The organism is Pseudarthrobacter sp. L1SW (assembly GCF_020809045.1).
Classification (GTDB): domain Bacteria; phylum Actinomycetota; class Actinomycetes; order Actinomycetales; family Micrococcaceae; genus Arthrobacter.
In genome coordinates this window covers 2564013-2586140 of the sequence record NZ_CP078079.1, presented here as the reverse complement: position 1 = coordinate 2586140, position 22128 = coordinate 2564013, and the positions used below count along the sequence as shown (strand labels likewise).

At 66.1% G+C, this 22128-nt stretch carries 21 protein-coding genes and 1 riboswitch; of the genes, 8 read left to right on the top strand and 13 right to left on the bottom strand.

Annotated elements, in window-relative coordinates:
* Positions 1-5: 5 nt before the first annotated feature.
* From KTR40_RS11925 to KTR40_RS11895, 7 genes are all read right to left on the bottom strand, one after another.
* On the bottom strand, positions 6-734 hold the full coding sequence (locus tag KTR40_RS11925; protein ID WP_228403873.1) for a metal-dependent transcriptional regulator: 729 nt from the start codon (positions 732-734) through the stop codon (positions 6-8).
* Between the two features lie 46 nt (positions 735-780).
* Complete coding sequence (locus tag KTR40_RS11920) at positions 781-1539, bottom strand: class I SAM-dependent methyltransferase (protein WP_228403872.1); 759 nt, start codon at positions 1537-1539, stop codon at positions 781-783.
* Between the two features lie 93 nt (positions 1540-1632).
* Positions 1633-3057, bottom strand: a complete 1425-nt coding sequence (locus tag KTR40_RS11915) for an aminotransferase class V-fold PLP-dependent enzyme (protein ID WP_370633126.1) — start codon at positions 3055-3057, stop codon at positions 1633-1635.
* 35 nt (positions 3058-3092) lie between these two features.
* A riboswitch (SAM riboswitch) is annotated at positions 3093-3206 on the bottom strand.
* 160 nt (positions 3207-3366) lie between these two features.
* Positions 3367-4179 (bottom strand): histidinol-phosphatase, encoded by an 813-nt coding sequence (gene hisN / locus KTR40_RS11910; protein ID WP_139029668.1) that lies wholly within the window; start codon positions 4177-4179, stop codon positions 3367-3369.
* 48 nt (positions 4180-4227) lie between these two features.
* Positions 4228-5343, bottom strand: a complete 1116-nt coding sequence (locus tag KTR40_RS11905) for a ribosome small subunit-dependent GTPase A (protein WP_139029667.1) — start codon at positions 5341-5343, stop codon at positions 4228-4230.
* Positions 5327-6712, bottom strand: coding sequence for a 3-phosphoshikimate 1-carboxyvinyltransferase (gene aroA / locus KTR40_RS11900; RefSeq protein WP_228403871.1), 1386 nt, complete (start codon positions 6710-6712; stop codon positions 5327-5329). Before aroA ends, KTR40_RS11905 begins: the two co-directional genes overlap by 17 nt.
* Positions 6713-6718: 6 nt before the next feature.
* The gene (locus KTR40_RS11895; RefSeq protein ID WP_139029665.1) at positions 6719-7267 is read right to left on the bottom strand and encodes a DoxX family protein; all 549 of its coding nucleotides are present in this window, start codon (positions 7265-7267) and stop codon (positions 6719-6721) included.
* A gap of 338 nt (positions 7268-7605) precedes the next feature.
* On the opposite strand from KTR40_RS11895, the gene KTR40_RS11890 reads away from it, so the two are divergent.
* The gene (locus tag KTR40_RS11890) at positions 7606-8379 is read left to right on the top strand and encodes a sigma-70 family RNA polymerase sigma factor (RefSeq protein WP_139029664.1); all 774 of its coding nucleotides are present in this window, start codon (positions 7606-7608) and stop codon (positions 8377-8379) included.
* Positions 8376-8636, top strand: a complete 261-nt coding sequence (gene rsrA, locus KTR40_RS11885; protein WP_139029663.1) for a mycothiol system anti-sigma-R factor — start codon at positions 8376-8378, stop codon at positions 8634-8636. The genes KTR40_RS11890 and rsrA overlap by 4 nt, the downstream gene beginning before the upstream one ends.
* Before the next feature lie 99 nt (positions 8637-8735).
* Here rsrA and KTR40_RS19135 read toward each other — a convergent pair whose 3' ends face one another.
* From KTR40_RS19135 to KTR40_RS11865, 5 genes are all read right to left on the bottom strand, one after another.
* Positions 8736-8810 carry a 50S ribosomal protein bL37 gene (locus tag KTR40_RS19135; RefSeq protein ID WP_369299106.1) on the bottom strand — a complete coding sequence of 25 codons (75 nt, stop codon included), beginning with the start codon at positions 8808-8810 and terminating at the stop codon, positions 8736-8738.
* Positions 8811-8933: 123 nt separating this feature from the next.
* Positions 8934-9545 (bottom strand): PadR family transcriptional regulator, encoded by a 612-nt coding sequence (locus KTR40_RS11880; protein ID WP_139029662.1) that lies wholly within the window; start codon positions 9543-9545, stop codon positions 8934-8936.
* Positions 9545-10372 (bottom strand): DUF4097 family beta strand repeat-containing protein, encoded by an 828-nt coding sequence (locus KTR40_RS11875; RefSeq protein ID WP_139029661.1) that lies wholly within the window; start codon positions 10370-10372, stop codon positions 9545-9547. The genes KTR40_RS11880 and KTR40_RS11875 overlap by 1 nt, the downstream gene beginning before the upstream one ends.
* 87 nt (positions 10373-10459) lie before the next feature.
* On the bottom strand, positions 10460-11059 hold the full coding sequence (locus KTR40_RS11870) for a GDSL-type esterase/lipase family protein (RefSeq protein ID WP_139029660.1): 600 nt from the start codon (positions 11057-11059) through the stop codon (positions 10460-10462).
* 190 nt (positions 11060-11249) lie between these two features.
* On the bottom strand, positions 11250-15059 hold the full coding sequence (locus KTR40_RS11865) for a multifunctional oxoglutarate decarboxylase/oxoglutarate dehydrogenase thiamine pyrophosphate-binding subunit/dihydrolipoyllysine-residue succinyltransferase subunit (RefSeq protein ID WP_139029659.1): 3810 nt from the start codon (positions 15057-15059) through the stop codon (positions 11250-11252).
* A 560-nt stretch (positions 15060-15619) separates the two neighbouring features.
* Here KTR40_RS11865 and KTR40_RS11860 point away from each other — a divergent pair.
* From KTR40_RS11860 to KTR40_RS11840, 5 genes are all read left to right on the top strand, one after another.
* Positions 15620-16990, top strand: coding sequence for a hemolysin family protein (locus KTR40_RS11860; protein ID WP_228403870.1), 1371 nt, complete (start codon positions 15620-15622; stop codon positions 16988-16990).
* On the top strand, positions 16987-18057 hold the full coding sequence (locus tag KTR40_RS11855) for a hemolysin family protein (RefSeq protein ID WP_139029657.1): 1071 nt from the start codon (positions 16987-16989) through the stop codon (positions 18055-18057). The genes KTR40_RS11860 and KTR40_RS11855 overlap by 4 nt, the downstream gene beginning before the upstream one ends.
* A gap of 128 nt (positions 18058-18185) precedes the next feature.
* Positions 18186-19175, top strand: a complete 990-nt coding sequence (locus tag KTR40_RS11850) for a metal ABC transporter solute-binding protein, Zn/Mn family (protein ID WP_139029656.1) — start codon at positions 18186-18188, stop codon at positions 19173-19175.
* The gene (locus KTR40_RS11845) at positions 19172-19987 is read left to right on the top strand and encodes a metal ABC transporter ATP-binding protein (RefSeq protein WP_228403869.1); all 816 of its coding nucleotides are present in this window, start codon (positions 19172-19174) and stop codon (positions 19985-19987) included. The genes KTR40_RS11850 and KTR40_RS11845 overlap by 4 nt, the downstream gene beginning before the upstream one ends.
* Complete coding sequence (locus KTR40_RS11840; protein WP_228403868.1) at positions 19987-20862, top strand: metal ABC transporter permease; 876 nt, start codon at positions 19987-19989, stop codon at positions 20860-20862. The genes KTR40_RS11845 and KTR40_RS11840 overlap by 1 nt, the downstream gene beginning before the upstream one ends.
* 35 nt (positions 20863-20897) lie before the next feature.
* On the opposite strand, the gene KTR40_RS11835 is transcribed toward KTR40_RS11840, so the two are convergent.
* Entirely contained in the window at positions 20898-21362 is a 465-nt protein-coding gene (locus KTR40_RS11835; protein ID WP_228403867.1) for a Fur family transcriptional regulator, read from the bottom strand.
* A gap of 94 nt (positions 21363-21456) precedes the next feature.
* Between KTR40_RS11835 and KTR40_RS11830 the strand changes: the two genes are divergently transcribed.
* Positions 21457-22113, top strand: a complete 657-nt coding sequence (locus tag KTR40_RS11830) for an MBL fold metallo-hydrolase (protein WP_228403866.1) — start codon at positions 21457-21459, stop codon at positions 22111-22113.
* The last annotated feature ends 15 nt before the right edge of the window (positions 22114-22128 follow it).

Below are 22128 nucleotides of genomic sequence, written 5' to 3'. Positions count from 1 at the left end.
CGGGCTCACGCCTTGGGCATGTCAGCGTCCCCGAGGAGGCAGCCCGGGTGGGGATGGTCGCTGTGCACCCACAGCGCCGACGTGACCTCGTCGGCGAGGTCGTAGTTCCGTTCACGGCCCGAGTTGCTGATCCGCACCACCAGGGCGCCGCCGAAGGGCCGGCGGCCCACCACCTCCACCTCGGCGTCGAGGTCTATCTCCTCGGCGGCGAGGTAGCGGAGCAGTTCCGGGTTGTCGTCGCTGATCCGGGTAATCCGTCCGGTGTGGCCCTCATCAAGTTCCCCCATGAGGTGCGCGCGGGGCATAAATACTCTGCCGTCGGCAGTGGGGATGGGATCGCCGTGCGGATCCCGCTGCGGGTTGCCCAGCTTGGCTGCCACCCGTTCGATGAAGGTGTCCGAGACGGCATGCTCCAGCAGCTCGGCTTCGTCATGCACCTCATCCCAGCTGTACCCCAGCTGCTGGACGAGGTAGGTCTCGATCAGCCGGTGGCGCCGCACCATGGAAAGGGCGAGCCGGAGCCCGGCGTCCGTGAGCCTCACGGCACTGTACGGTTTGTGGTCCACCAGGCCCTGGTCCTTCAGCTTGCGGACCATTTCCGATACCGAGGAATTGGCCACGCCAAGCCGCTGCGCCAGCTGGGAGGACGTGATGGGCTTGTCCTGCCATTCGGTGAATGAGTAGATGACCTTGACGTAGTCCTCGATGGAGGAGGAGGGCGCGCTGGTCTTCACGGGATCAAGCCTACCGGCTGCCAGGGCCGGGCGCAGGCAGATCCGCTCACGCCCGCACAGCCCGCCAGGCCAAGGTGAGGTACGGCAGCTGCAGGTCCTTGTCCGGGCCGTGGCCCAGGTGCTCATGGAGGTACCAGTCGAGGTTCGCCAGCACTTTCGCCCGCGTGGCCTCACCGGCGTGCAGGTAGTAGCTGCGCGACTTTGCCAGCTCCATCAGGCCGCCGGTGGTGACCGGGTCCTGCCAGTGCACCACGTGGCCTTCCAGTCCCTCGAACTCGGGCCCTACCAGCGGCCGGAAATCGGGTTTGTACACGTCCCCGGCATGCATGATCCTCGAGAGCCGGTGGACCCAGGGGACAGACGTATCCAACTGGTTCCAAACCAGGCCCAGCGTTCCCTGGGGCCGGAGGACACGGGCCAGTTCCGTGCTGGCCCGCAGCGCATCGCACCAGTGCCAGGCCTGGGCCACGGTGGCGACGTCGAACGCTGAGTCAGGCAGGCCGGTGGCCTCCGCGGTGCCCAGGACAGCCGCGGCGGCGGGATAGTGTTCCGCGAGTTGTTCGAGCATGTCCGCTGAGGGGTCCACCGCCGTGACCGACAGTCCCATGTCCAGGAGCAGCGCCGTGAACTTGCCGGTGCCGGCACCAACATCGAGTGCATCGCGGGCGCCCCGGGGCACCAGCCACTGCGCGGATTCAGCGGGATATCCCGGCCGCACCCGCTGGTAATGCTTGCCGCCGTCCTGGAAGCTCTGTCCGAGCTCCCGGCGCCGGCCGTGATCCAGCCTGGGGCCACCCCGTGCCACGCGTGGCCTCCTTCGTCAGGTCCCGTCGGTACCTTCCGAATTTACCGTACCGGACCGGTACGGCTGAGCGGCGGCCGTCAGGCGGTGCGCAGGTCAGTCGTCGATGCAGGGGGCCGCGCCAGCCGTCCCCGGGGTGTTGGGGGCCCAGTGCGGGTAGGTGCGGTTGTCGTTGGCGGGAACCCAGCGGCCCGCATCCACCACATAGTCCCAGCCAAGCCCCTTGCTGCGAAGGTCCCGGATGCCTGCCAGGAGCCGCTGGGCATCATCAAGGCGGGATCCCACGCCGAAGCTGGCCCGGAGGGAGCCGGACGGAAGCCCCAGCCGCTTCAGCAGCGGGTGGGCGCAGAAGCGGCCGTCACGCAGGCCCACACCATGCTCGGCTGACAGGTAGGCCGCCACCAATCCGGCGTCGTAGCCTTCCACGGAGAAGTTCACCACGCCGATCGTGTCAGTCTCCGGATCGGTGTCCTTGAAGATCTGGTGGACAGTCACGCCGTCGATCTCCTGCAGGCCTTCGACCAGGAAGGAACGGATGGCGGACTCGTGGGCGTGCCACCGGTCCGGATCCAGCTCCGCAATAACCTGGGTGGCTCGGGCAAGGGTGGCTGCGCCCAGCACGTTGGGTGACCCGCCCTCGTGGCGGGCCGGACCGGTGGCCCAGCTGACGCCGTCGAGCCTGGCCTCCTTGACGGCGCCGCCGCCGGCAAGGTGCGGGGTCCCGGCGTCCAGCCAGTCCGGGCGGCCCACAAGGACCCCTGACCCAAAGGGCGCGTACAGCTTGTGCCCGGAGAAGGCGAGGTAGTCGACGTCGTCCGCGGTGATGTCGATGCGGCGGTGCGGCGCCAGCTGGGCCGCGTCCACCACGATCCTTGCGCCGTATTCGTGGGCGAGTGAGGCGAGGGCCCGGATGGGAAGGATCTCGCCGGTGACGTTGGACGCCCCGGTGACGGCGAGCAGGCTTACCCCGCCGTGCTGGAGCTCGGCACGCACGGCATCAATGGTTCCCGCGATGGTGTCGGCCGCCACGATGCTGCGGTGGGGGACGCCCTGCCACGGGAGCAGGTTGGCGTGGTGCTCAATGTCCAGGTACAGGACGTCGCCGTCGGCCCGGCCGCTTGTAGCGGGCAGGCAGCCGGCCAGCAGGTTGAGGGAATCGGTGGTGTTCCGGGTGAAGATCACGGAATCGTCCGGGCGGCCGCCCACGAAGTCCCGGACGATGGCGCGGGCGTTCTCGTACACCGAGGTGCTGATCTGGGAGGCGTAGCCGGCTCCGCGGTGCACGCTCGCGTAGAAGGGCAGGATTTCGTTGAGGTAGGCGGACACCACGGAGAGCGCCGGGGCCGACGCGCCGTAGTCGAGGTTCGCGTACCGGACGTGCCCGCCATGGATCAGGGGGGCCTGGATTTCGGCGCCGGTGACTGCCGCCAGGGGACGGCCGGCCGCCGCATGGCGCTGGTCGACGAGTGCTGCCGGTCCAGGCTGGATTGCGGCGCTGGGGGAGACGGTGGCAGTTGTCACAGAGACCTCACTTTGGAACAGGACTCCGCTGGGGGAATCCGCGCTTGCCGCATCCGTTCCGGACCGGCCTGGTCGTCACCCGGGGCACCCCACCGCGAATGGAGGGTTGCCGGCCAGCAAACCGGGGTTTAGCGCTGGCACTCGTGACCTGGTTAAGAGCGTAGGACATACCCCGTGCAGGCTAAAAGCCGGCTGGAATGTTAAGGGCTTTGTTACGCGCAGTTGAAAAGGACTGCTTTTACCGAAGATAACGACGGCGGGCACCTCCTTTTGGAGGTGCCCGGCGTTGATTCTTCGGAGAATGGAGTGTTAGAGGAGGTCGTCCAGGTCCGGGTTCAACCGGCGCAGCACTTCCGAGTGCAGGATGGAATTGGTGGCCAGGGCATTGCCGCCGAACGGCCCGTCTTCGCCTTCCAACGAGGTGAAACGGCCGCCCGCTTCAACGACGATAGGCACCAGGGCGGCCATGTCATAGAGGTTGAGCTCGGGTTCGCAGGCGATGTCCACCGAACCCTCCGCCACCATGCAGTAGGACCAGAAGTCGCCGAAGGCCCGGGTCCGCCAGACATCCTCGGTGAGGCCCAGGAACTCGTTGAGGTTTCCACGTTCCTTCCAGCCGCCAAGGCTCGAATAGGACAGTGAGGCGTCGGACAGGCTGGAAACGTTGGACACCCGGAGCCGGGTGGCAGCTGCCAGGGAGCGTCCCATGTAGGCTCCCATGCCCTTCGCCGCCCACCAGCGCTTGCCCAGGGCCGGAGCGCTCACCACACCCACTACCGGTTCGCCTTCGTCCACCAGCGCGATCAGGGTGGCCCACACGGGAACGCCGCGGACGAAGTTCTTGGTGCCGTCGATGGGATCGATGATCCACCGCCGCGAGCCGTGGCCGGTGCTGCCGAACTCCTCGCCAAGGACGGCATCGCGCGGACGGGAGCGGGAGAGCTGGCCGCGGATGGCTTCTTCGGCCGCCTTGTCCGCATCGGTGACGGGCGTCAGGTCCGGCTTGGTCTCAATGTGGAGGTCCAGTGCCTTGAAGCGGCTCATGGTCTGGTCATCCACTGAGTCGGCCAGGACATGGGCCAGGCGCAGGTCATCGTTGTAGCTCGAAGCGGGTTGGATCATGGTTCCAAACTACCGTCTGCGCACGATTCTGCCGGGATCCGGGCCCCGTCAGTTGACGCTGCCCAGCTCCTTGGCCTCCTGGGCTTCCATTCGCGGGTCCGCCCCGAGCAACCGCCGCAACGAGGCAAGCCGGGCAGCCCCGGTGGGGCCGGCGTGGCCCCCCGCTACCCATGCGTCCAGCCCGCAGTCCACGGCAGTGGCTGTGTGCTTGCAGCCGCGCTCGCAGTCATCCGTGCCGGGGGAGAGGTCCGGGAAGGAGCGCAGGATCCGGTCAGGGTCCACGTGCGCCAGGCCAAAGGAGCGGATGCCGGGGGTGTCGATGATCCAGCTGCCGGACGGCGCGTCCGCGAGGCGCAGGGCGAGGGCGGAGGATGACGTGTGCCGGCCCCGGCCGGTCACCGCGTTCACGCCGCCGGTGGCCCGTTCCGCCCCGGTGAGCGCATTGACCATGGTTGACTTGCCCACGCCGGAGTGCCCCAGCATGACGGTGACTTTCCCGTCGAGGTAGGTCCGCAGCTCCGCGACGGCGGCCCTGTCCAGCCGGGCGGAGAGGCCGTCGTCGGAACGGGCATCAACGCCTGAGGCCTGCGCGTCGGCAGTCCGGCTGATGATCACCGGAAAGTCCAGGTGGGTGTAATTGGCCAGCAGCTCCGCGGGATCCTTGATGTCCGCCTTGGTGACCAGCAGGATCGGCTCAATGCCGGCGTCGTAGGCGGCCACCAGGGCGCGGTCAATGAAACCCGTGCGCGGCTCGGGGTTGGCGGCTGCCACCACAATGACCAGCTGGTCCGCGTTGGCCACCACGGCGCGTTCCACCGGATCGGTGTCATCGGCGCTGCGCCGCAGGAGCGTCCGGCGGTCCTGGATCTTCACCAGCCGGGCCAGGGTGTCCGGCTCGCCGGAGACATCGCCCACCAGTGAAACAAAGTCCCCGGCAACCACCGGGTTCCTGCGAAGTTCCCTTGCCCGGGCGGCAATGACCACCCGCTCGTTGCCCGAGTCCTCGCCCACCACTGCTGTGTAACGGCCGCGGTCAACCGTGATGATGCGCCCGGTGACGGCGTCGTCGTGGCTGGGCCTGTCCTTGGTGCGGGGCCTGGAGCCCTTCTTGCTGGGCCGGATCCGGACGTCGGATTCGTCCCAGGAATCAGTGCTCCGCGCCACCGCTGGAACCTTCCGCCCCAGCCCCAGGGGCGTCCTGGGCCAGCATGTCGGCCCACAGTTGCGGGAAGTCCGGCATGGTCTTGGCGGTGGTGCCGATGTCCTCCACCTGGATGCCCTCCACGGCCAGGCCGAGGATGGCCCCGGCGGTGGCCATGCGGTGGTCCGCGTAGCTGTGGACGACGCCGGCGTGCAGCTTCGCAGGCCGGATCACCAGGCCGTCGCTGGTCTCCTCGGCGTCACCGCCGAGCCGGTTGATTTCCGTGACCAGCGCAGCAAGCCGGTCCGTTTCGTGTCCGCGCAGATGCGCGATGCCGCTGAGCCGCGAAGGCCCGCTGGCCAGCGCGCACAGGGCGGCCACGGTGGGGGCGAGTTCGCTGGTGTCCGCGAAGTCCCCGCCCTTGATCTCGGTGCCGCCGGTGATGGTCAGGACGCCGTCCTGCAGGCTGACCTCCGCGCCCATCCGGGCAAGGATGCTGCGCCAGAGATCGCCCACCTGCTGCGTTTCTTCCGGCCAGCCGGGGACCCGCACGGTTCCGCCGGACGCCAACGCCGCGGCGAGGAACGGCCCGGCGTTGGACAGGTCCTGCTCGATCCGCTGGTCAAAGGCGCGGATGGGGCCCGGGCTGACAACCCAGTGGTTGGGAACCGAGTCGTCAACGGCAACGCCCGCCCCGCGCAGGACGTCCACGGTCATGTTGATGTGGTCGAGGCTGGGCACCGGATTGCCCACGTGTTCCAGGTGCAGGCCCTCGGTGAACCGCGCTCCCACCAGGAGCAGCGCCGAAACGAACTGGGAGGACGCGCTGGCGTCGATCACCAGGTGGCCGCCGCGGACCTTCCCGGTGCCATCCACCACAAACGGCAACGACGACGGCGTGCCCCCCTCAGTGGAGGAAATTGCCACCCCCAGCGCCTTGAGTGCCTCGATGATGGTTCCCATCGGCCGCTTGCGCGCGTGGGGGTCGCCGTCGAACTCGCTGGTGCCCCTGCGCAGTGCAGCGAGGGGCGGGACGAACCGCATCACCGTGCCGGCAAGCCCGCAGTCGATCCCCGCCGGGGACGGGGCCGCGTCCGGGTCCAGCGGAACAACTTCAAGGTCTGGCCCGAAGGCTCCTTCCCCGGGCACCTCCGTAACGGTGGCACCCAGCTGGCGGAGTGCTTCGACCATGAGCGCGGAGTCCCTGGAGTGCAGGGGCGCGCGCAGGCGGGAGGGTCCGTCAGCCAGGGCTGCAAGGACCAGATACCTGTTGGTCAGCGACTTGGAACCGGGCACCGTGACGGTGGCATTGACAGGGCGGGACGCGAAGGGTGCGGGCCAGTGGGGGACAGGCGTTCCGGAATCATCCCGGACGGCGGCTGCTGCGGTCATTCGTTGTTATGCCCCCGTGGCCTGCTCCACCGCGCGGCGCACGGCTTTGTCCGCTTTGTGGAGTTTTTTGTTGGTGGTCTTCCTGGCGTCCGCAGCCAGGTGCGAGGCGCCCTTGCGCGCATCAGCGGCCAGGTGCTCTGCGCGCCAGGCCAGGCCCGGCTTGCCCGCGGTGTCAACGGACGCAAGGAGCGCACCGCCGCTCAAGGACAGGTTCTTGAGCAGCTGGTTGCGCCGGGTCTCGCGGCCTTCCTTGCTGCTGATGTCTGCACTGCGCCACTCGACGAACGTGTTGAGCAGGGAAATCACGGTGAGCACCGTGGCCGAAAGCCTGGAGAACTTGCCCAGTCCGAAGAGTACGCCGGCGCCCACCTGGGTTCCGCCGATGACGCGGGCAAGCGTCTTCTCGTCCGCTTTGAAGGGCAGCGACGCGGCTGCCTTGCGGAGCAGCGGCGAGAGCTGCTGCGCGGTGTCGTCAGCGTTCTTGAGCTTGTCCATTCCGGCAAGGACAAAGCTGGAGGCCAGCATGGGGCGGGCGAGCGTGCGGACAAAGGACATGGATTTCCTCCTGGGTGGACGAACCGCGTCGAATGCGGCGGAGTCCGTCCTAGTCTTGCACTTTTGGGGAATATTTGCCGAGCGCAGGAGGTTATGGATGTCGGATCCGGGGAACGCCGGTCCGCAGGTAAATCATGGGTGAAACCATGGAACAGATGGCCGGGCACGGACTGCCAGACGCACGTCCCCGGCCGGACAAGCAGAGCGGAGTTGGGCCCTTGGCGCGCGTGTTGGACGGAATTGAAGCAGCAGGCCCGGTGGCACTGGACTCGTTTGGGTCGCAACCCCCAGGGTATGGGCCGCCGCGTGCGCGGAGCCTGACAGTAGACTTGAGGGCAATGAGCACCTTGGATCCGGCCGTCTCGGCCATGTATGAAGCTTCCCACAACGAAGCGAAGGGCAGCGTTGCCGCCGGAACCGGGGCTGCGGATTCCGCAGTTGTCCCGGTGGCCGCCGCTGCCGTGGAATCGGGCGAGGACCCGGTGGATGTTGCCACTGAATCGGCGGAAGAGCGCCGGCTGCGGTTCGAACGCGATGCCATGCAGTACGTCGACCAGCTGTATTCGGCGGCAATGCGCATGGCCCGGAACCCTTCCGACGCCGAGGACCTCGTCCAGGAGGCCTACACCAAGGCTTTCTCCGCGTTTCACCAGTACAAGCCCGGAACCAACCTCAAGGCCTGGCTCTACCGCATCCTGACCAACACGTACATCAACTTGTACCGCAAGCGGCAGCGGGAACCGCTCCAGTCCAACTCGGACACCATCGAGGACTGGCAGTTGGCCAGGGCTGAGTCGCACACCTCCAGCGGGCTCCGGTCCGCCGAGGCGGAAGCACTGGACCACCTTCCGGATTCCGACGTGAAAAGGGCGCTCCAGGACATTCCCGAGGAATTCCGCCTTGCGGTCTACTTCGCGGATGTTGAGGGGTTCGCCTACAAGGAAATTTCAGACATCATGAACACGCCCATCGGCACAGTGATGTCCCGGCTCCACCGCGGCCGGAGAATGTTGCGGGACATGCTGGGAGAGTACGCCGCCGAGCGCGGATTCAAGACAGCCGCCGATTCACAGGACGCGGCAGGAAGCACACAACAGGAGAGCAGGAAATGAGCGACTGCCAGGGATTGGGCGATTGCGATGACACCCGGATGCAACGGATTTACGAGTACCTCGACGGTGCCCTGACACGTGAGGACATCACAGACATCAAGAACCACCTTGATGACTGCCCGGAATGCACGCAGCAGTACGACCTTGAATGCGTGATCCGCAACATGGTCAAGCGGTCCTGCACCGAGGCCGCTCCGGAGAACCTGAAGAACGCCATTCTTGACCGGATCCACACCATCCGGCCGGTAGACGCCTAGGGCGGCGGGGCCGTACCGCCGCCGCTGACAAAGCAAAGGACCCCGGAAGCCGTTTGGCGTCCGGGGTCCTTCGCTTGAACCGTAGTTCCTGGCATTTGCCTAGGTGTTGGGGCGCTTCCCGTGGTTCGCGCCGCCACGCTTACGGTCACGACGCTTGCGTGCACGCTTGCTCATAGCTGGCCTCCTTACTGTTGGTACTCAAAAGAGCTGCCCTCAAGTCTCGCACATCAAGTAGCCGCCCGCGAACCGGGAACAGCCGCATGACCTGCGCCTTGGCCGCTGGGGGAGCATGCAGTCCTAGGGTTTGAGGGAGTTCCGGATCGAGATGCCGGCCTGTTCAAGGACGGTCCGGACTGTTTCCAGTGCCAGGGGGCTGAGGGGCTCCCTTCCGGCGTGCAGCCGCAGCTCAGACCTGAGGTCGTCGCGGAACCGCTGGAGCATCATTTCCGCTTCCTTCAGGGAGCGCTGGCTTTCCGGTGGCAACCTGCCGGGGACCTTGAAATCCGTCGAGCGCGCAGTGGCCCGGGCGGCCTCCGCCGTGGCGGCAAGATCGGCCCGAAGCCCCCGCATGTTGCTGCGGATGTCCTCGCGGAGGTTGTCGGCCAGCCGGCGGACGGAAGCGGAGATTTCGCTCTCCACGCCGGCCAGTTCGTCACGGCGCCGGTTCAGCTCCGCCAGCCCGGATGCGGTGATGTGGTAGTTGGTCCGGCGCCCGGCGGATTCCGTGGCCACGAGCCCTTCCTCCTCAAGTTTTCCCAGCCGGGGGTAGATGGTTCCGGCGCTGGGGGAGTAGGTGCCGCCAAACCGTTCCTTGAGTTCCTTGATGAGCTCGTAGCCGTGTTTGGGACCTGACTCAAGCAGTGCCAGCAGGTAGAGGCGAAGCGCGCCGTGGGCGAATACCGGGGCCATTAGGAGCCAGCTTCTGCATTTCCCGCCGCCGGGCCGTGGAAGATGGAGGTCTTGCCCGACACCGTGTTGGTCCGCACCAGCATGAGCTGTCCGTCCGGGCCGGCAATCGTTTCCACCTTGCCGCCAACCACCGCGTACCGCTGGTCTCCGATCACAACGGCACCGCTGGCCGACTTGGCCACGATGTCCACGCCCACGTCGTGGGGCAGCCGGATGGTGAGGTCCCCGGACACCGAGTTCGCGCCAAAGTCGTGCGTGAAGCCCAGGAGATCGAAGCTCATGTCCCCGCTGACGGTGTTTGCGCGGATGTTGCTGAGGTGCCCGGACGCGGTCACTTCGCCGGAGACGCTCTTGGCGGTCAGGACACCTGTGTGGTTCCGGGCGGTGACTTCTCCGCTGACGGTGTTGATGTGCAGTTCACCCTCGGTGCCGTCCGCCATGACCGAGCCGGAGACCGTGTTGAGGCGCGTCTGTCCCTTGATGCCTGACACCAATCCGTCACCGCTGACCGTGCCCGCCTCCACCCGGACGTGGGCGGGGACGGCAATGCTGATGACGGCCGAATTTTCGCTGTTGTGGCTGACGGTCCCCATGAGGTTCTTGAACCAGCCTTGGGGGCCGTGCAGCTGGTGGCGGACCTCCAGGCGGCCCTCGCTCAGGGAGACCGCCACAGGGTCTCCGTGGACGTCGGCAATCTCGACGCGGGCCACCTGCTCCTCGTGCGTAACGACGTCGAAGCGGCCCTGCACCATGCCGAGCTTCAGGGACGCCACGCCGTCGACGTCGATGGTCTGTGGGCTGGTGACAGTCCATTCTTGATCAGGCACGGAGTCCTCCAAAAGGCGATATATCGTGTTGACCCTCCCAAGCTACCCCGCGGCGGGAACAACGTCAAGATATATCGCGATTGGAGCTTACTCCGGGACGTCCATGCCAAGCCACTGGAACCAGCCCCGGTGAAGCACCAGCCACGCCATCAGTCCATACCCGGCCTGCCCCGGGGTCCCGCCGTTGGCTGCCAGGTCCTGGCGCCACTGTTCGTGGTTCAGGAGGGGGGAGAAGGTGTCAACGTACAGGTGCTTGCGCCGGGTGGTGACGTCGGCGAAGGCGGTGTTGAGTTCGTCCAGGCGCCTGTTCTGGTTCGGATCAAGCGTGGGGGGCGGACCCACGACGAAGACTTCGATGCGGTTTTGCGATGCGGAATCCAGGATGTTGGCGAGGTTGAGCCTGCTGCGTGCGGTGGAGAGCCCAAACTCGATGTCGCGCCCGGAGAGCCCGATGACCAGCCTGTTTTCGGCGTGGTCGCTGAAGCGGCGGCCGGCTTCCTCGAGCCACCGCGCGGCCAGGCCTTCCGTGCCTTCCTGCGGGCAGGGGAGGGCGTAGCTCTCGAGGAGCATGCTGTCCCGGGGTGTGCGGGCGAGGACGCGTCCCAGCCAGCCGAGTGCCCGGGGATCACCCAGTCCGGCCAGCAGTTCATCTCCTACAGCTGCAATGCGCAGCTTCCTGTCTTCCACACGTTCCTCTTTACGTCAGTGCCTTGCCGCTGCAACCGTGGCTTCACTTGCCGGCCACGGAGCGCCGCTGTGCATTCGTTGGGCCTGTCCATCTCGCGCCGTGCGTTCCATTCGGCGCCGTGCACTCCATTAAACAGAACTGCCCGGCCGGAGTCTGGGATTTCGACGTCCGGCCGGGCAGCCTTACTGCTTACTTCCGTGCAAATGCCTGCTTCAGGAGTACATCCTGCTCGGCGGCGTGCCGCTTCATTGACCCGGCAGCGGTGGATGCCGAGGCCGGACGCGAGACCAGCCGGACGCGGCGCTCAAGGGCGTCCGGCAGGTTCAGGCCGATGAACGGCCACGGACCCTGGTTGGCGGGCTCGTCCTGTGCCCAGACAACCTCGGCGTTCGGGTATTTGGCCAGCTCCTTTGCGATCTCCTCGTGGGGCAGCGGGTAGAGCTGCTCCACGCGGACAATCGCGGTGGTCTTGTCACCGGTCTTCTGCCGGGTGGACAGGAGGTCGTAGTACAGGCGGCCGGACACCAGCAGTACGCGTTCGACGGCGCCTCCCGCCAGCTGCTCGTGCTCGCCGATCACGGGCCGGAAGCTGCCGGTGGTGAAGTCTTCCACCGAGGACGCGGCGGCCTTGAGGCGCAGCAGCTGCTTGGGTGTGAAGATGATGAGCGGCTTCCGCGGGCGGCTGTAGGCCTGGCGGCGCAGCAGGTGGAAGTGCGAGGCCGCGGTGGTGGGGTTGGCCACGATCATGTTCTCCTCGGCGCACAGCTGCAGGAACCGCTCGATCCTTGCGGAGGAGTGGTCCGGTCCCTGGCCTTCATAACCGTGCGGCAGCATCAGGACCAGCGACGAACGCTGCCCCCACTTCTGCTCGGCCGAGGAAATGAACTCGTCGATGATGGTCTGGGCGCCGTTGACGAAGTCGCCGAACTGGGCTTCCCACAGGACCAGCGCGTCCGGCCGTTCCACGGAGTAGCCGTATTCGAAGCCCATGGCCGCGTATTCGGAGAGCAGGGAATCGTAGATCCACAGCTTCGCCTGGTCGTCGGAGAGGTTGCCCAGGGGCAGCCATTCCTTGCCGTTGGCACGGTCGTGGAAGACGGCGTGGCGCTGCACGAACGTGCCGCGGCGGGAGTCCTGCCCGGCAAGGCGTACGGGGACGCCTTCCATGATCAGCGAACCGAAGGCCGCGATTTCGCCGAAGCCCCAGTCGATGCCGCCCTCACGGGACATCTGTTCACGCTTCTCGAGCAGCTGCTTGAGCTTCGCGTGCACGGTAAAGCCCTCGGGGACTTCCACGTGGGCCTTGCCGATCCGGGCCAGGGTGTCAGCCGAGATTGCCGTGGAGGCAGGGGCGTTGACGCCGGAATCCGACTGCTGGGAGATGGGGCGCTCGATGTCCGAAACAGCGGCGGTGTCTGCCGTCACGATCGGGATCGGGGACGTCTGGGCCGCGTGGGTTTCGGCAAAGACGCGCTCCAGGCGCTCCTGGTAGTCGCGGAGCAGCTGTTCGGCTTCTTCCTCGGTGATGTCGCCACGGCCGATGAGGGACTCGGTGTACAGCTTGCGGACGGAGCGCTTGGCCTCGATCAGGTTGTACATCAGCGGCTGGGTCATCGAGGGGTCGTCGCCCTCGTTGTGTCCGCGGCGGCGGTAGCAGACCATGTCGATGACAACGTCCTTGTGGAACCGCTGGCGGAACTCGTAGGCGAGCTGGCCGATGCGGACCACGGCTTCGGGGTCGTCGCCGTTCACGTGGAAGACGGGTGCCTGGATCATCTTGGCAACGTCCGTGGAGTATGTGGACGAGCGGGACGACGAGGGGGCCGTGGTGAAGCCCACCTGGTTGTTGACCACAACGTGGATGGTGCCGCCGGTGCGGTAGCCGCGGAGCTGGGACAGGTTGAGCGTTTCGGCAACCACGCCCTGGCCGGCGAAGGCGGCGTCGCCGTGGACCATGATGGGCAGGACAGGGAAGGACTCGCCCTGGTCAAGCCGGTCCTGCTTGGCGCGGACGATGCCCTCGAGGACGGGGTCCACGGCTTCGAGGTGGGAAGGGTTGGCGGCCAGGTAAACCTTGGTTTCCTTGCCGTTGTCCGAGGTGAACGTCCCCTCGGTGCCCAGGTGGTACTTCACGTCGCCGGATCCCTGCACGGAGCGCGGGTCCTGGGTGCCTTCGAACTCCCGGAAGACCTGCGCGTAGGTCTTGCCGGCGATGTTGGTGAGCACGTTGAGGCGGCCGCGGTGGGCCATGCCGATGGCAACCTCGTCCAGTCCGTCGTCGGCCGCGTTGGACATGATGGCGTCAAGCAGCGGGATCAGCGATTCGCCGCCCTCAAGGGAGAAGCGCTTCTGGCCCACGAACTTGGTCTGCAGGAAGGTTTCGAAGGCTTCGGCTGCGTTCAGCTTGGAGACGATGCGCAGCTGCTCTTCACGGCTGGGCTTTGAGTAGGGGTGCTCCAGCTGGTCCTGGAACCACTTGCGCTCGGCAGGCTCCTGGATGTGCATGTACTCGATGCCCGTGGTGCGGCAGTAAGCATCGCGGAGGACGCCCAGAATGTCGCGGAACTTGAGCTGGGGCTTGCCGCCGAAGCCGCCCGTAGGCCATTCGCGGTCCAGGTCCCACAGCGTCAGGCCGTAGGTGAGGACATCGAGGTCGGGGTGCTTGCGCTGGACGTACTCCAGCGGATCGGTGTCCGCCATCAGGTGTCCGCGGACACGGTAGGAGTGGATCAGCTGCTGGATCCGGGCCACCTTGTTGATTTCGTCGGCCGGGTCCACCTGCTTGTCCGCGCTCCAGCGCACGGGCTCGTAGGGGATGCGCAGGGACTCGAAGATTTCGTCGTAGAAGTCCTGCGCGCCCAGCAGCAACTGGTGGACCAGCTTCAGGAACTCGCCGCTGCCGGCACCCTGGATTACCCGGTGGTCGTAGGTGGAGGTCAGCGTGAGGACCTTGCTGATCGCGTTATGGGCGATGATCTTTTCGCTGGCACCCTGGAATTCCGCAGGGTAGTCGAGGGCGCCGACGCCGATGATGGCGGCCTGGCCCTTTGACAGGCGGGGCACCGAGTGGACGGTGCCGATGCCGCCGGGGTTGGTCAGCGACACCGTGGTGCCCTGATGGTCCTCCGCGGTGAGCTTGCCGTTGCGGGCACGCTTGATGAGGTCCTCGTAGGTGTGCCAGAACTCGGAGAAATTGAGGGTTTCAGCCTTCTTGATGTTCGGCACCATGAGCAGGCGGGTGCCGTCGGGCTTCGGCATGTCGATGGCGATGCCGAAGTTGACGTGGGCCGGCTGGACCGCAACCGGCTTGCCGTCCACTTCGTCGTAGTACACGTTCATCGAAGGGAACTGGGAGAGCGCGCGGATCACGGCATAGCCGATGAGGTGCGTGAAGGAAACCTTGCCGCCGCGGGCGCGGGCGAGGTTCGAGTTGATGACCACGCGGTTGTCGATCAGCAGCTTGGCCGGAATGGCGCGGACGCTGGTGGCGGTGGGCACCTGGAGGCTGGTGACCATGTTGGTGGCGATCGCCTTGGCCGGTCCGCGAAGGACGGAGACGACGTCTTCCTCGGGGGCGGTGGGTGCCTTGACGTTCTTGGGCAGCTGGGCGGGGATGGGCTGGGAGCCCGGGCCCGTTCCGGTCTTCGTGCCGCCGTCGCGGGCTTCAGTGGCGGGAGCCTTCTTTGCCGGTGCCGCAGCGGAGGCCGGCGGGGCGGCGGGCGGCGCCGGGGGCGCGGCGGGAGCAGTGGCCGGCGACGGTGCCGGGGCTGCTGGAGCCGGGTTTACGGCAGGCATTTCCCTGGTGGCAGGGTGGGCTGCGGCATGCGCCGAATTTCCATTGGAAGAAGAACTGTTGCCCGACTCGAACGATTCAAACAGCGGCCACCACTTGGCATCCACGGCGTTCTTGTCCTGCTGGTACTGCTCGTACAGTTCGTCAACGAGCCACTCGTTTCCGCCAAATTCCTCTGGTAGACGGTGGCTAGGCTGCTCTGGCACTTGAAATACGCCTCTTCCATGAGTTTGATTTCTCTCCGGCCCCACGGTGCTTCAGCAACACGTTCGAACCGATCTCTGCGTCCTCTGAACCCAGACCTTTGCAAGTCTAGTGAGCATCTTGTCTTAACTGCCAATAAGGGTGACCCAAATCATGAAGTGACGCCGGGATCGCTGAATGTGGCGTTAAACGCCGTAGCCAGGGAGTGTCCGGCCCCGCAGAAAAACACGCAAGGAAACAGGGCGGCGGCAGCGGCTGGCCGGCTGGTGGCGGTAAGGCGGGGGCACGGCTCCTGTAGACTGAAAACCTTATGGACAGTAAATCTAGGTGCCGGCCTGGGGGCTGTCAGCGGAGCATAACGACCAGCTCCGCGCAGTCCACCCGCAGAGCCGGCAAACCCCGAACACGAGCCCATCACCCGCCGGCGGCCCAGCCGGCCGTAGCCCCCGCGGAAAGAGCGTCGGTTTCTGCCGACCATCCTCCGCCGGGAAGATCTTCCAGCCCCCAGCTTTTCCTTCCGTATGCCACGCCGTCGGCAGCCGCCTCCCGGGCGGGATGCTGAATGGAGTGGCTTCTCCTCGCAGCAGGACTGCTGCTCATCGCCGGCACGGGTTTCTTTGTAGCCGTCGAGTTCTCCCTTATTGCGCTGGACCAGGCAACGGTCCAGCGCGCCATTGACGACGGCGATACAGCCGCCGTGCCATTGCTCACCTGCCTGAAGTCGCTGTCCACGCAGCTCTCCAGCTGCCAGCTGGGCATCACCATGACAACGCTCCTGACCGGTTACGTGATGGAGCCCTCCGTGGGCCGCCTCCTGGAAGCCCCCCTGGCCGCCGTCGGACTTCCCGGCGTCGCGGTTGCCTCCATCTCCCTGGTCCTTGCCATGGTGATCGCTACCCTGCTCTCCATGCTCCTTGGCGAACTGGTGCCCAAGAACATGGCCATTGCGCTGTCCTTCCCCGTGGGGCGCGCCCTGGCGCGGCCGCAGCTGATGTTCACCGCCGTGTTCAAGCCCGCCATCGTGGTGCTCAACGGATTCTCCAACAAGGTGCTTAACGTTTTCGGACTGGAAGCAAAGGAAGAAATCTCCGGAGCCAGGACGCCTGCGGAACTTGCATCCCTGGTGCGCCGTTCAGCGGCAATGGGAACGCTCGACGCCGGCACCGCCAACTTCGTGGCGCGCACCTTGAACTTCTCCACCAGGACGGCGGCCGACGTGATGACGCCACGCATCCGGGTGGAGACGATCGACGCCGACCAGCCCGTCTCCGATGTGGTGGATGCCGCCCGCCGGACCGGATACTCCCGGTTCCCGGTTATTGGCGACTCCGCGGACGACATCCGTGGGCTGGTCCACGTGAAGAAGGCCGTGGCCGTTCCCTGGGACCGCCGCCAGAACCTGGAAGCCGGAGCCATCATGACCGAGGTGCTGAGGGTCCCCGAGACCATCCACCTTGACGCCCTGCTGGCAGAGCTCCGGGACGGCAACCTGCAGCTCGCTGTCGTCCTGGACGAGTACGGCGGAACCGCCGGCATCGCCACCCTCGAGGACCTGGTGGAGGAAATCGTGGGCGAGGTGGCGGATGAACACGACAAGGTCCGCCCCGGGCTGCTGCAAAGCGCCTCCGGCGACTGGTACTTCCCGGGCCTGCTCCGCCCGGACGAGCTGTCCGAGCAGATCCCCCGGCTGACCGTCCCCGATGAAGCTGCGTATGAAACCGTGGGCGGGTACGTCATGAGCCAGCTGGGCCGGATTGCCACAGTGGGGGACACCGTCCCCGTTGGCGGGGGAACACTGAGTGTCACCCGGATGGATGGCCGCCGGATCGACCGGATCTGCTTCCACCCGGCCGACGAACCGGAGCCTGCGGACAAGGGCGACAAGGCCAGGCGCAACGACAGGGCCAAGCGCAATGACAGGACAGAACAATGAGTGACTGGGCCGGAATCGCCTGGCTGGGGGTCCTGCTGCTCGGTAATGCGTTCTTCGTTGCCGCTGAATTCGCGGTGATGTCCGCACGGCGAAGCCAGATTGAACCGCTGGCCGAGGCAGGTTCCAAGCGGGCGCAGACCACCCTCCGCGCCATGGAAAACGTCTCGCTGATGCTGGCCTGCGCGCAGCTGGGCATCACCGTCTGTTCGCTGCTGATCCTGCTGGTGGCTGAACCGGCCATCCACCACCTGCTGGCCGTCCCCCTGGAAACGCTGGGCCTGCCGATGGAGATCGCCGACGTGGCGGCCTTCGCCGTTGCCCTGATGCTGGTGACGTTCCTGCACGTGACCTTCGGTGAGATGGTGCCCAAGAACATTTCGGTCAGCGTGGCGGACAAGGCGGCGCTGCTGCTTTCCCCGCCGCTGATGTTCGTCGCCCGGCTGGTCCACCCCGTGATCTCGGTCCTGAACTGGTCCGCGAACCACATCCTCAAGCTCCTCCGCATTGAGCCCAAGGATGAGGTGAACTCCTCCTTCACGCTGGAGGAAGTGCAGTCCATCGTGCAGGAGTCCACCCGCCACGGCCTGGTGGACGACGACGCCGGGCTCATCACCGGCGCGCTGGAGTTCTCCGAGTACACTGCGGCTGACATCATGGTGCCGCTGGAGAAGCTGGTCATGCTGAAGGCGGCCACCACTCCGGTGGAGTTTGAAAAAGCAGTCAGCCGTACCGGGTTTTCCCGCTTCCCCATGCTTGACGAGGACGACATGCTGTACGGCTACCTCCACGTCAAGGACGTGCTCTCCATCCCTGAGCAGGCCTATGAGCTGCCGATTGCCGAAAGCCGCATCCGGTCACTCGCCAACCTGGCGCTGGACGACGAGATAGAAAAGGCAATGTCCGTCATGCAGCGCACGGGCTCGCACCTTGCCCGCGTGATCGGCCCGGACGGAAACACCCAGGGCGTCCTGTTCCTCGAGGACGTGATTGAGCAGTTGGTGGGCGAGATCAGGGACGCCACGCAGGCCACCGGCATCCGCCGGCTGGGACAGCCGAACGGCAGCTGACCCCGACGGCGCCCTTCCCGTCAGCGGGGAGGGCGCCGTCGCGGCGCTTCTTTTCTAAATAGGAATCATTCCCATTTAGGTATAAGCTGGAGTGGTTGTTTTCGCCCTTCCCTTTGAATGAGGTTTCCGTGCGCCGTTCCGCCGCTGCCCGATCGTCCCTCGCCGCCCTTGCCGGGCTAGGCCTCCTGCTCACCGCATGCAGCCCGCAGGCGCAGCCGTCAACCCAGGCTGCCGACGGTATCAACGTGGTGGCTTCGACCAACGTTTACGGGGATATCGCCAAGACGATCGGCGGGGACAAGGTCAGCGTTACGGCCCTCATCACCAAGACCAGCCAGGACCCGCATTCCTATGAGGCGACAGCCCAGGACCGGCTCGCAGTTTCCAAGGCGGACCTTGTCCTCGAGAACGGCGGCGGTTACGACGGCTTCATCCACACCCTCGCCCAGGACAGCGGCCTGGACGACGCGAAGGTGCTGAACGCCGTCGAACTCTCCGGCCTGGCGCATCCGGAGGAGGAAACCGCCTCCGCAGGGGCGACCACTACCGAAGCGCCGGCGGGGGACAGCTCCGCGCACGATCACGGCGAACTGAATGAGCACGTCTGGTACAGCCTGCACGCCATGGAGCAGCTGGCCGACAGCATCGCTTCCAAGCTCGGCGAGCTGGACCCCGCTTCAGCTTCGACCTTCGAGTCCAACGCATCCGCCTTCAAATCCAGCGTCGAAGAGCTGCACGGAAAGCTCGAGGCCCTCAAGCCCGTCTCGGCCGGAGCACAGGTTGCCGTCACCGAACCCGTGCCCCTCTACCTCCTCGAGGATGCCGGGCTGGTGAACGCCACCCCCGCGGACTACACTGCTGCGATTGAAGAAGGCTCTGACGTGCCGCCTGCAGTCCTCAAGGCGGCAACCGACCTCGTGGCAACAAAGTCGGTGCGGCTCCTGGCCTACAACAGCCAAACCGAAGGCCCGCAGACGGAGTCGCTGAAGAAAGCCGCGGAAACTGCCGGGGTTCCGGTGGTGGACTTCAACGAAACACTGCCCGAGGGCAAGACGTACCTGCAGTGGATGACGGACAATGTGGACAACATCAGCAAAGTTCTGGAGACAAATAGTTGAAACCCCTGGTCAGCCTCACCGGAGCGTCCCTGAAGTTCGGCAAGCGGGCGCTCTGGGAGGACCTGGACCTGGACATTAAGCCCGGCGAGTTCTTCGCCGTGCTCGGTCCCAACGGCAGCGGCAAGACCAGTTTCCTGAAGGTCCTGCTGGGGCTCCAGGAACTGCACCGCGGGCAGGCCGTACTGGGTGGCCGCCCCGTGGAGCGCGGCAGCAGCCTGATCGGCTACATTCCCCAGCAGAAATCGTTCGCTCCGGACACTCCCATGCGGGCCAGGGACCTCGTGGGCCTGGGCGTGGATGGCCACCGCTGGGGCCTGCGCCTGAACTCTGCCAAGGCCAACCGCAGGATTGACGAACTCCTTGAACTGGTAGGTGCCAAGGACTACGCAAAGGTCCCGGTGGGCCAGCTGTCCGGCGGCGAGCAGCAGCGGCTCCGCGTGGCCCAGGCCCTTGCCACGGACCCCCAGGTCCTGCTCTGCGACGAACCCCTGCTCTCCCTGGACCTGCACCACCAGCAGGCGGTCAGCGCCCTGATCAACAAGCAGTGCCACGAGAACAACAGCGCAGTTGTGTTCGTGACGCACGAAATCAACCCCATCATCGACTACGTGGACCGGGTCCTGTACTTGGCCGGAGGACGCTTCAAGGTGGGGACCCCGGAGGAAGTCATGACCACGGAGGTCCTCTCCGAGCTCTACGGCAGCCACGTCGAGGTCATCCACGCGAACGGCCGCATTGTGGTGGTGGGCCTGCCTGACGCCACCACGCACCACCATGCGGAGACCCACGCCCTGGCGGGAGAGGCTGCCTGATGGACGCGGACAGCATACTTGGCGCGATCTTCAGCTTCGAAAACTACGGGGAGCTGCTGGTCCTGGTCCAGAACTCGATTTGGGCAGGCGCCGTCCTGGGCCTGCTGGGCGGCCTGGTGGGCACTTTTGTCATGAAGCGCGACCTTGCCTTCGCGGTCCACGGAATTTCCGAGCTCTCCTTCGCCGGCGCCGCCTTTGCGCTGCTGATCGGTGCGGACATCGTCTTCGGATCGCTGATCGGATCGGTTGCCGCCGCCCTGCTCCTTGGCCTGATGGGCGTCCGGGCACGGGACAAGAACTCGATCATCGGCGTGATCATGCCGTTCGGGCTGGGGCTTGGCATCCTGTTCCTGTCCCTTTACGAGGGGCGGGCTGCGAACAAGTTCGGCCTGCTGACCGGTCAGATCGTGTCCGTGGATACGGTGCAGCTCCAGGCGCTCGCCGGAACCGCCGTGGTGGTGATGCTGGCGCTGGTGGCGATCTGGCGGCCGCTGAATTTCGCGAGCGTGGATCCGGAACTCGCAGAGGCCCGGGGTGTTCCCGTGCGGACGCTTGCCATCGTGTTTATGATCCTCCTGGGCGTCAGCGTGGCGCTGTCCATCCAGGTGGTGGGGGCGCTCCTGGTCCTTGCCCTGCTGATTACCCCGGCCGCCGCGGCACTGCGGGTGACGTCCTCGCCGGTGGCGGTGGTGGTGCTCAGCGTGGCGTTTGCCATGACGGCCACGGTGGGCGGGATCCTGCTGGCCCTGGGCGGCCGCATCCCCATCAGCCCCTACGTCACCACTTTGTCGTTCCTGATCTACGTGGTGTGCCGCGTGATCGGATCCGTGCGGGCCGGAAGGGGCATCAACGGAAGGGTCCTGGCTGCTTCCTAAGCACCGCCCCTAAGCACCGCCCCTAAGCGCCGCCCCTAAGCGCCGCCGGCGGCCTTCCGCGCCGTGCACTCCGGGCACAGCCCGAAAATCTCCACCGTGTGCGCTACCTCGGTGTACCCGTGCTCGGCGGCAATGCGCGCCGCCCAGGTCTCGACGGCGGGGGCCTCCACTTCTACGGCCTTGCCGCAGTTCCTGCACAGCAGGTGGTGGTGGTGCCCGGTGACGGCGCAGCGCCTGTACACCGCCTCGCCGTCGCCGTTGCGCAGTACGTCCACCAGGCCCTCGTCGGCGAGCGACTGAAGGATCCGGTAGGCGGTTGCCAGGGAGACCGAGACGCCCTGGTTCTGCAGGATCCGGTACAGTTCCTGCGTGCTGACGAAGTCGTCCAGTTCATCCAGGGCGGCACTTACTGCCAGGCGCTGCTTCGTGACGCGCTGTTCCTTGCCGCCGCCCGACAAGGGGGGCGGGGTGGTGGAATCAGCCTTGGCGCCGAAGGGCATGGGTGGACTCGCTTCCTCAGGATGGTGGCAAAGATCCAGATTACCAGCCGGAGCTTCGTGGACATGGTCCGGAAGGGGACCCTAGGCTGGCGCTATGAAGCTGACCAAATACACCCACGCCTGCGTCCGCCTCGAAAAGGACGGCCGCGTCCTGGTCCTGGATCCGGGCAACTTTTCGGAGTCAGCGGAGGCCCTGGAGGGTGCGGAGGCGGTGCTGGTCACGCATGAGCATGCGGACCACATTGACGTTCCGGTAGTGGTGGAGGCGTTGCGTGCACACGCTGGGCTGGCAGTGTTCGCTCCGGCGCGTGTCGCGGGCCAGCTGCAGGACAAGGCCACCGGTGAAGCTGCCCGGATCCACGCCGTGAACCCTGGGTCAACGTTCCAGGCTGCCGGATTCGCCGTCCGCAGCTTCGGCGGCCAGCATGCCCTGATCCATCCTCAGATCCCCCTCGTGGCCAACATCGGGTACCTCATCGACGAGAACGTCTACCACCCGGGGGACTCCTTCGTGATTCCGGACGGGATCAGCGTCAGGACCCTGCTGGTTCCCCTCCACGCGCCGTGGAGCAAGTCCGCCGAGGTGCTGGACTTTGTGATTGGCGTCCGGGCGCCGAAGGCGTTCCAGATCCATGACGGTCTGCTCAACGACAACGGCTTGAAGATCGTGGAAGGCCATGTCCAGAGGATCGGCGCCAAGTACGGCACCGAGTACACCCATTTGGCTGCCCGGGAGTCGGTGGAGGTTTGAGCGCGCCCCCGTTCC

Excerpts from the sequence above, each read along its gene's own strand:
- KTR40_RS11895 (WP_139029665.1), bottom strand. The coding sequence starts at position 7,267 with ATGTCCTTTGTCCGCACGCTCGCCCGCCCCATGCTGGCCTCCAGCTTT.
- KTR40_RS11880 (WP_139029662.1), bottom strand. The coding sequence starts at position 9,545 with ATGGCCCCGGTATTCGCCCACGGCGCGCTTCGCCTCTACCTGCTGGCA.
- KTR40_RS11830 (WP_228403866.1), top strand. The coding sequence starts at position 21,457 with ATGAAGCTGACCAAATACACCCACGCCTGCGTCCGCCTCGAAAAGGAC.
- KTR40_RS11840 (WP_228403868.1), top strand. The coding sequence starts at position 19,987 with ATGGACGCGGACAGCATACTTGGCGCGATCTTCAGCTTCGAAAACTAC.
- KTR40_RS11890 (WP_139029664.1), top strand. The coding sequence starts at position 7,606 with ATGAGCACCTTGGATCCGGCCGTCTCGGCCATGTATGAAGCTTCCCAC.
- KTR40_RS11855 (WP_139029657.1), top strand. The coding sequence starts at position 16,987 with ATGAGTGACTGGGCCGGAATCGCCTGGCTGGGGGTCCTGCTGCTCGGT.
- KTR40_RS11835 (WP_228403867.1), bottom strand. The coding sequence starts at position 21,362 with ATGCCCTTCGGCGCCAAGGCTGATTCCACCACCCCGCCCCCCTTGTCG.
- rsrA (WP_139029663.1), top strand. The coding sequence starts at position 8,376 with ATGAGCGACTGCCAGGGATTGGGCGATTGCGATGACACCCGGATGCAA.
- hisN (WP_139029668.1), bottom strand. The coding sequence starts at position 4,179 with ATGATCCAACCCGCTTCGAGCTACAACGATGACCTGCGCCTGGCCCAT.
- aroA (WP_228403871.1), bottom strand. The coding sequence starts at position 6,712 with ATGACCGCAGCAGCCGCCGTCCGGGATGATTCCGGAACGCCTGTCCCC.
- KTR40_RS11860 (WP_228403870.1), top strand. The coding sequence starts at position 15,620 with ATGGAGTGGCTTCTCCTCGCAGCAGGACTGCTGCTCATCGCCGGCACG.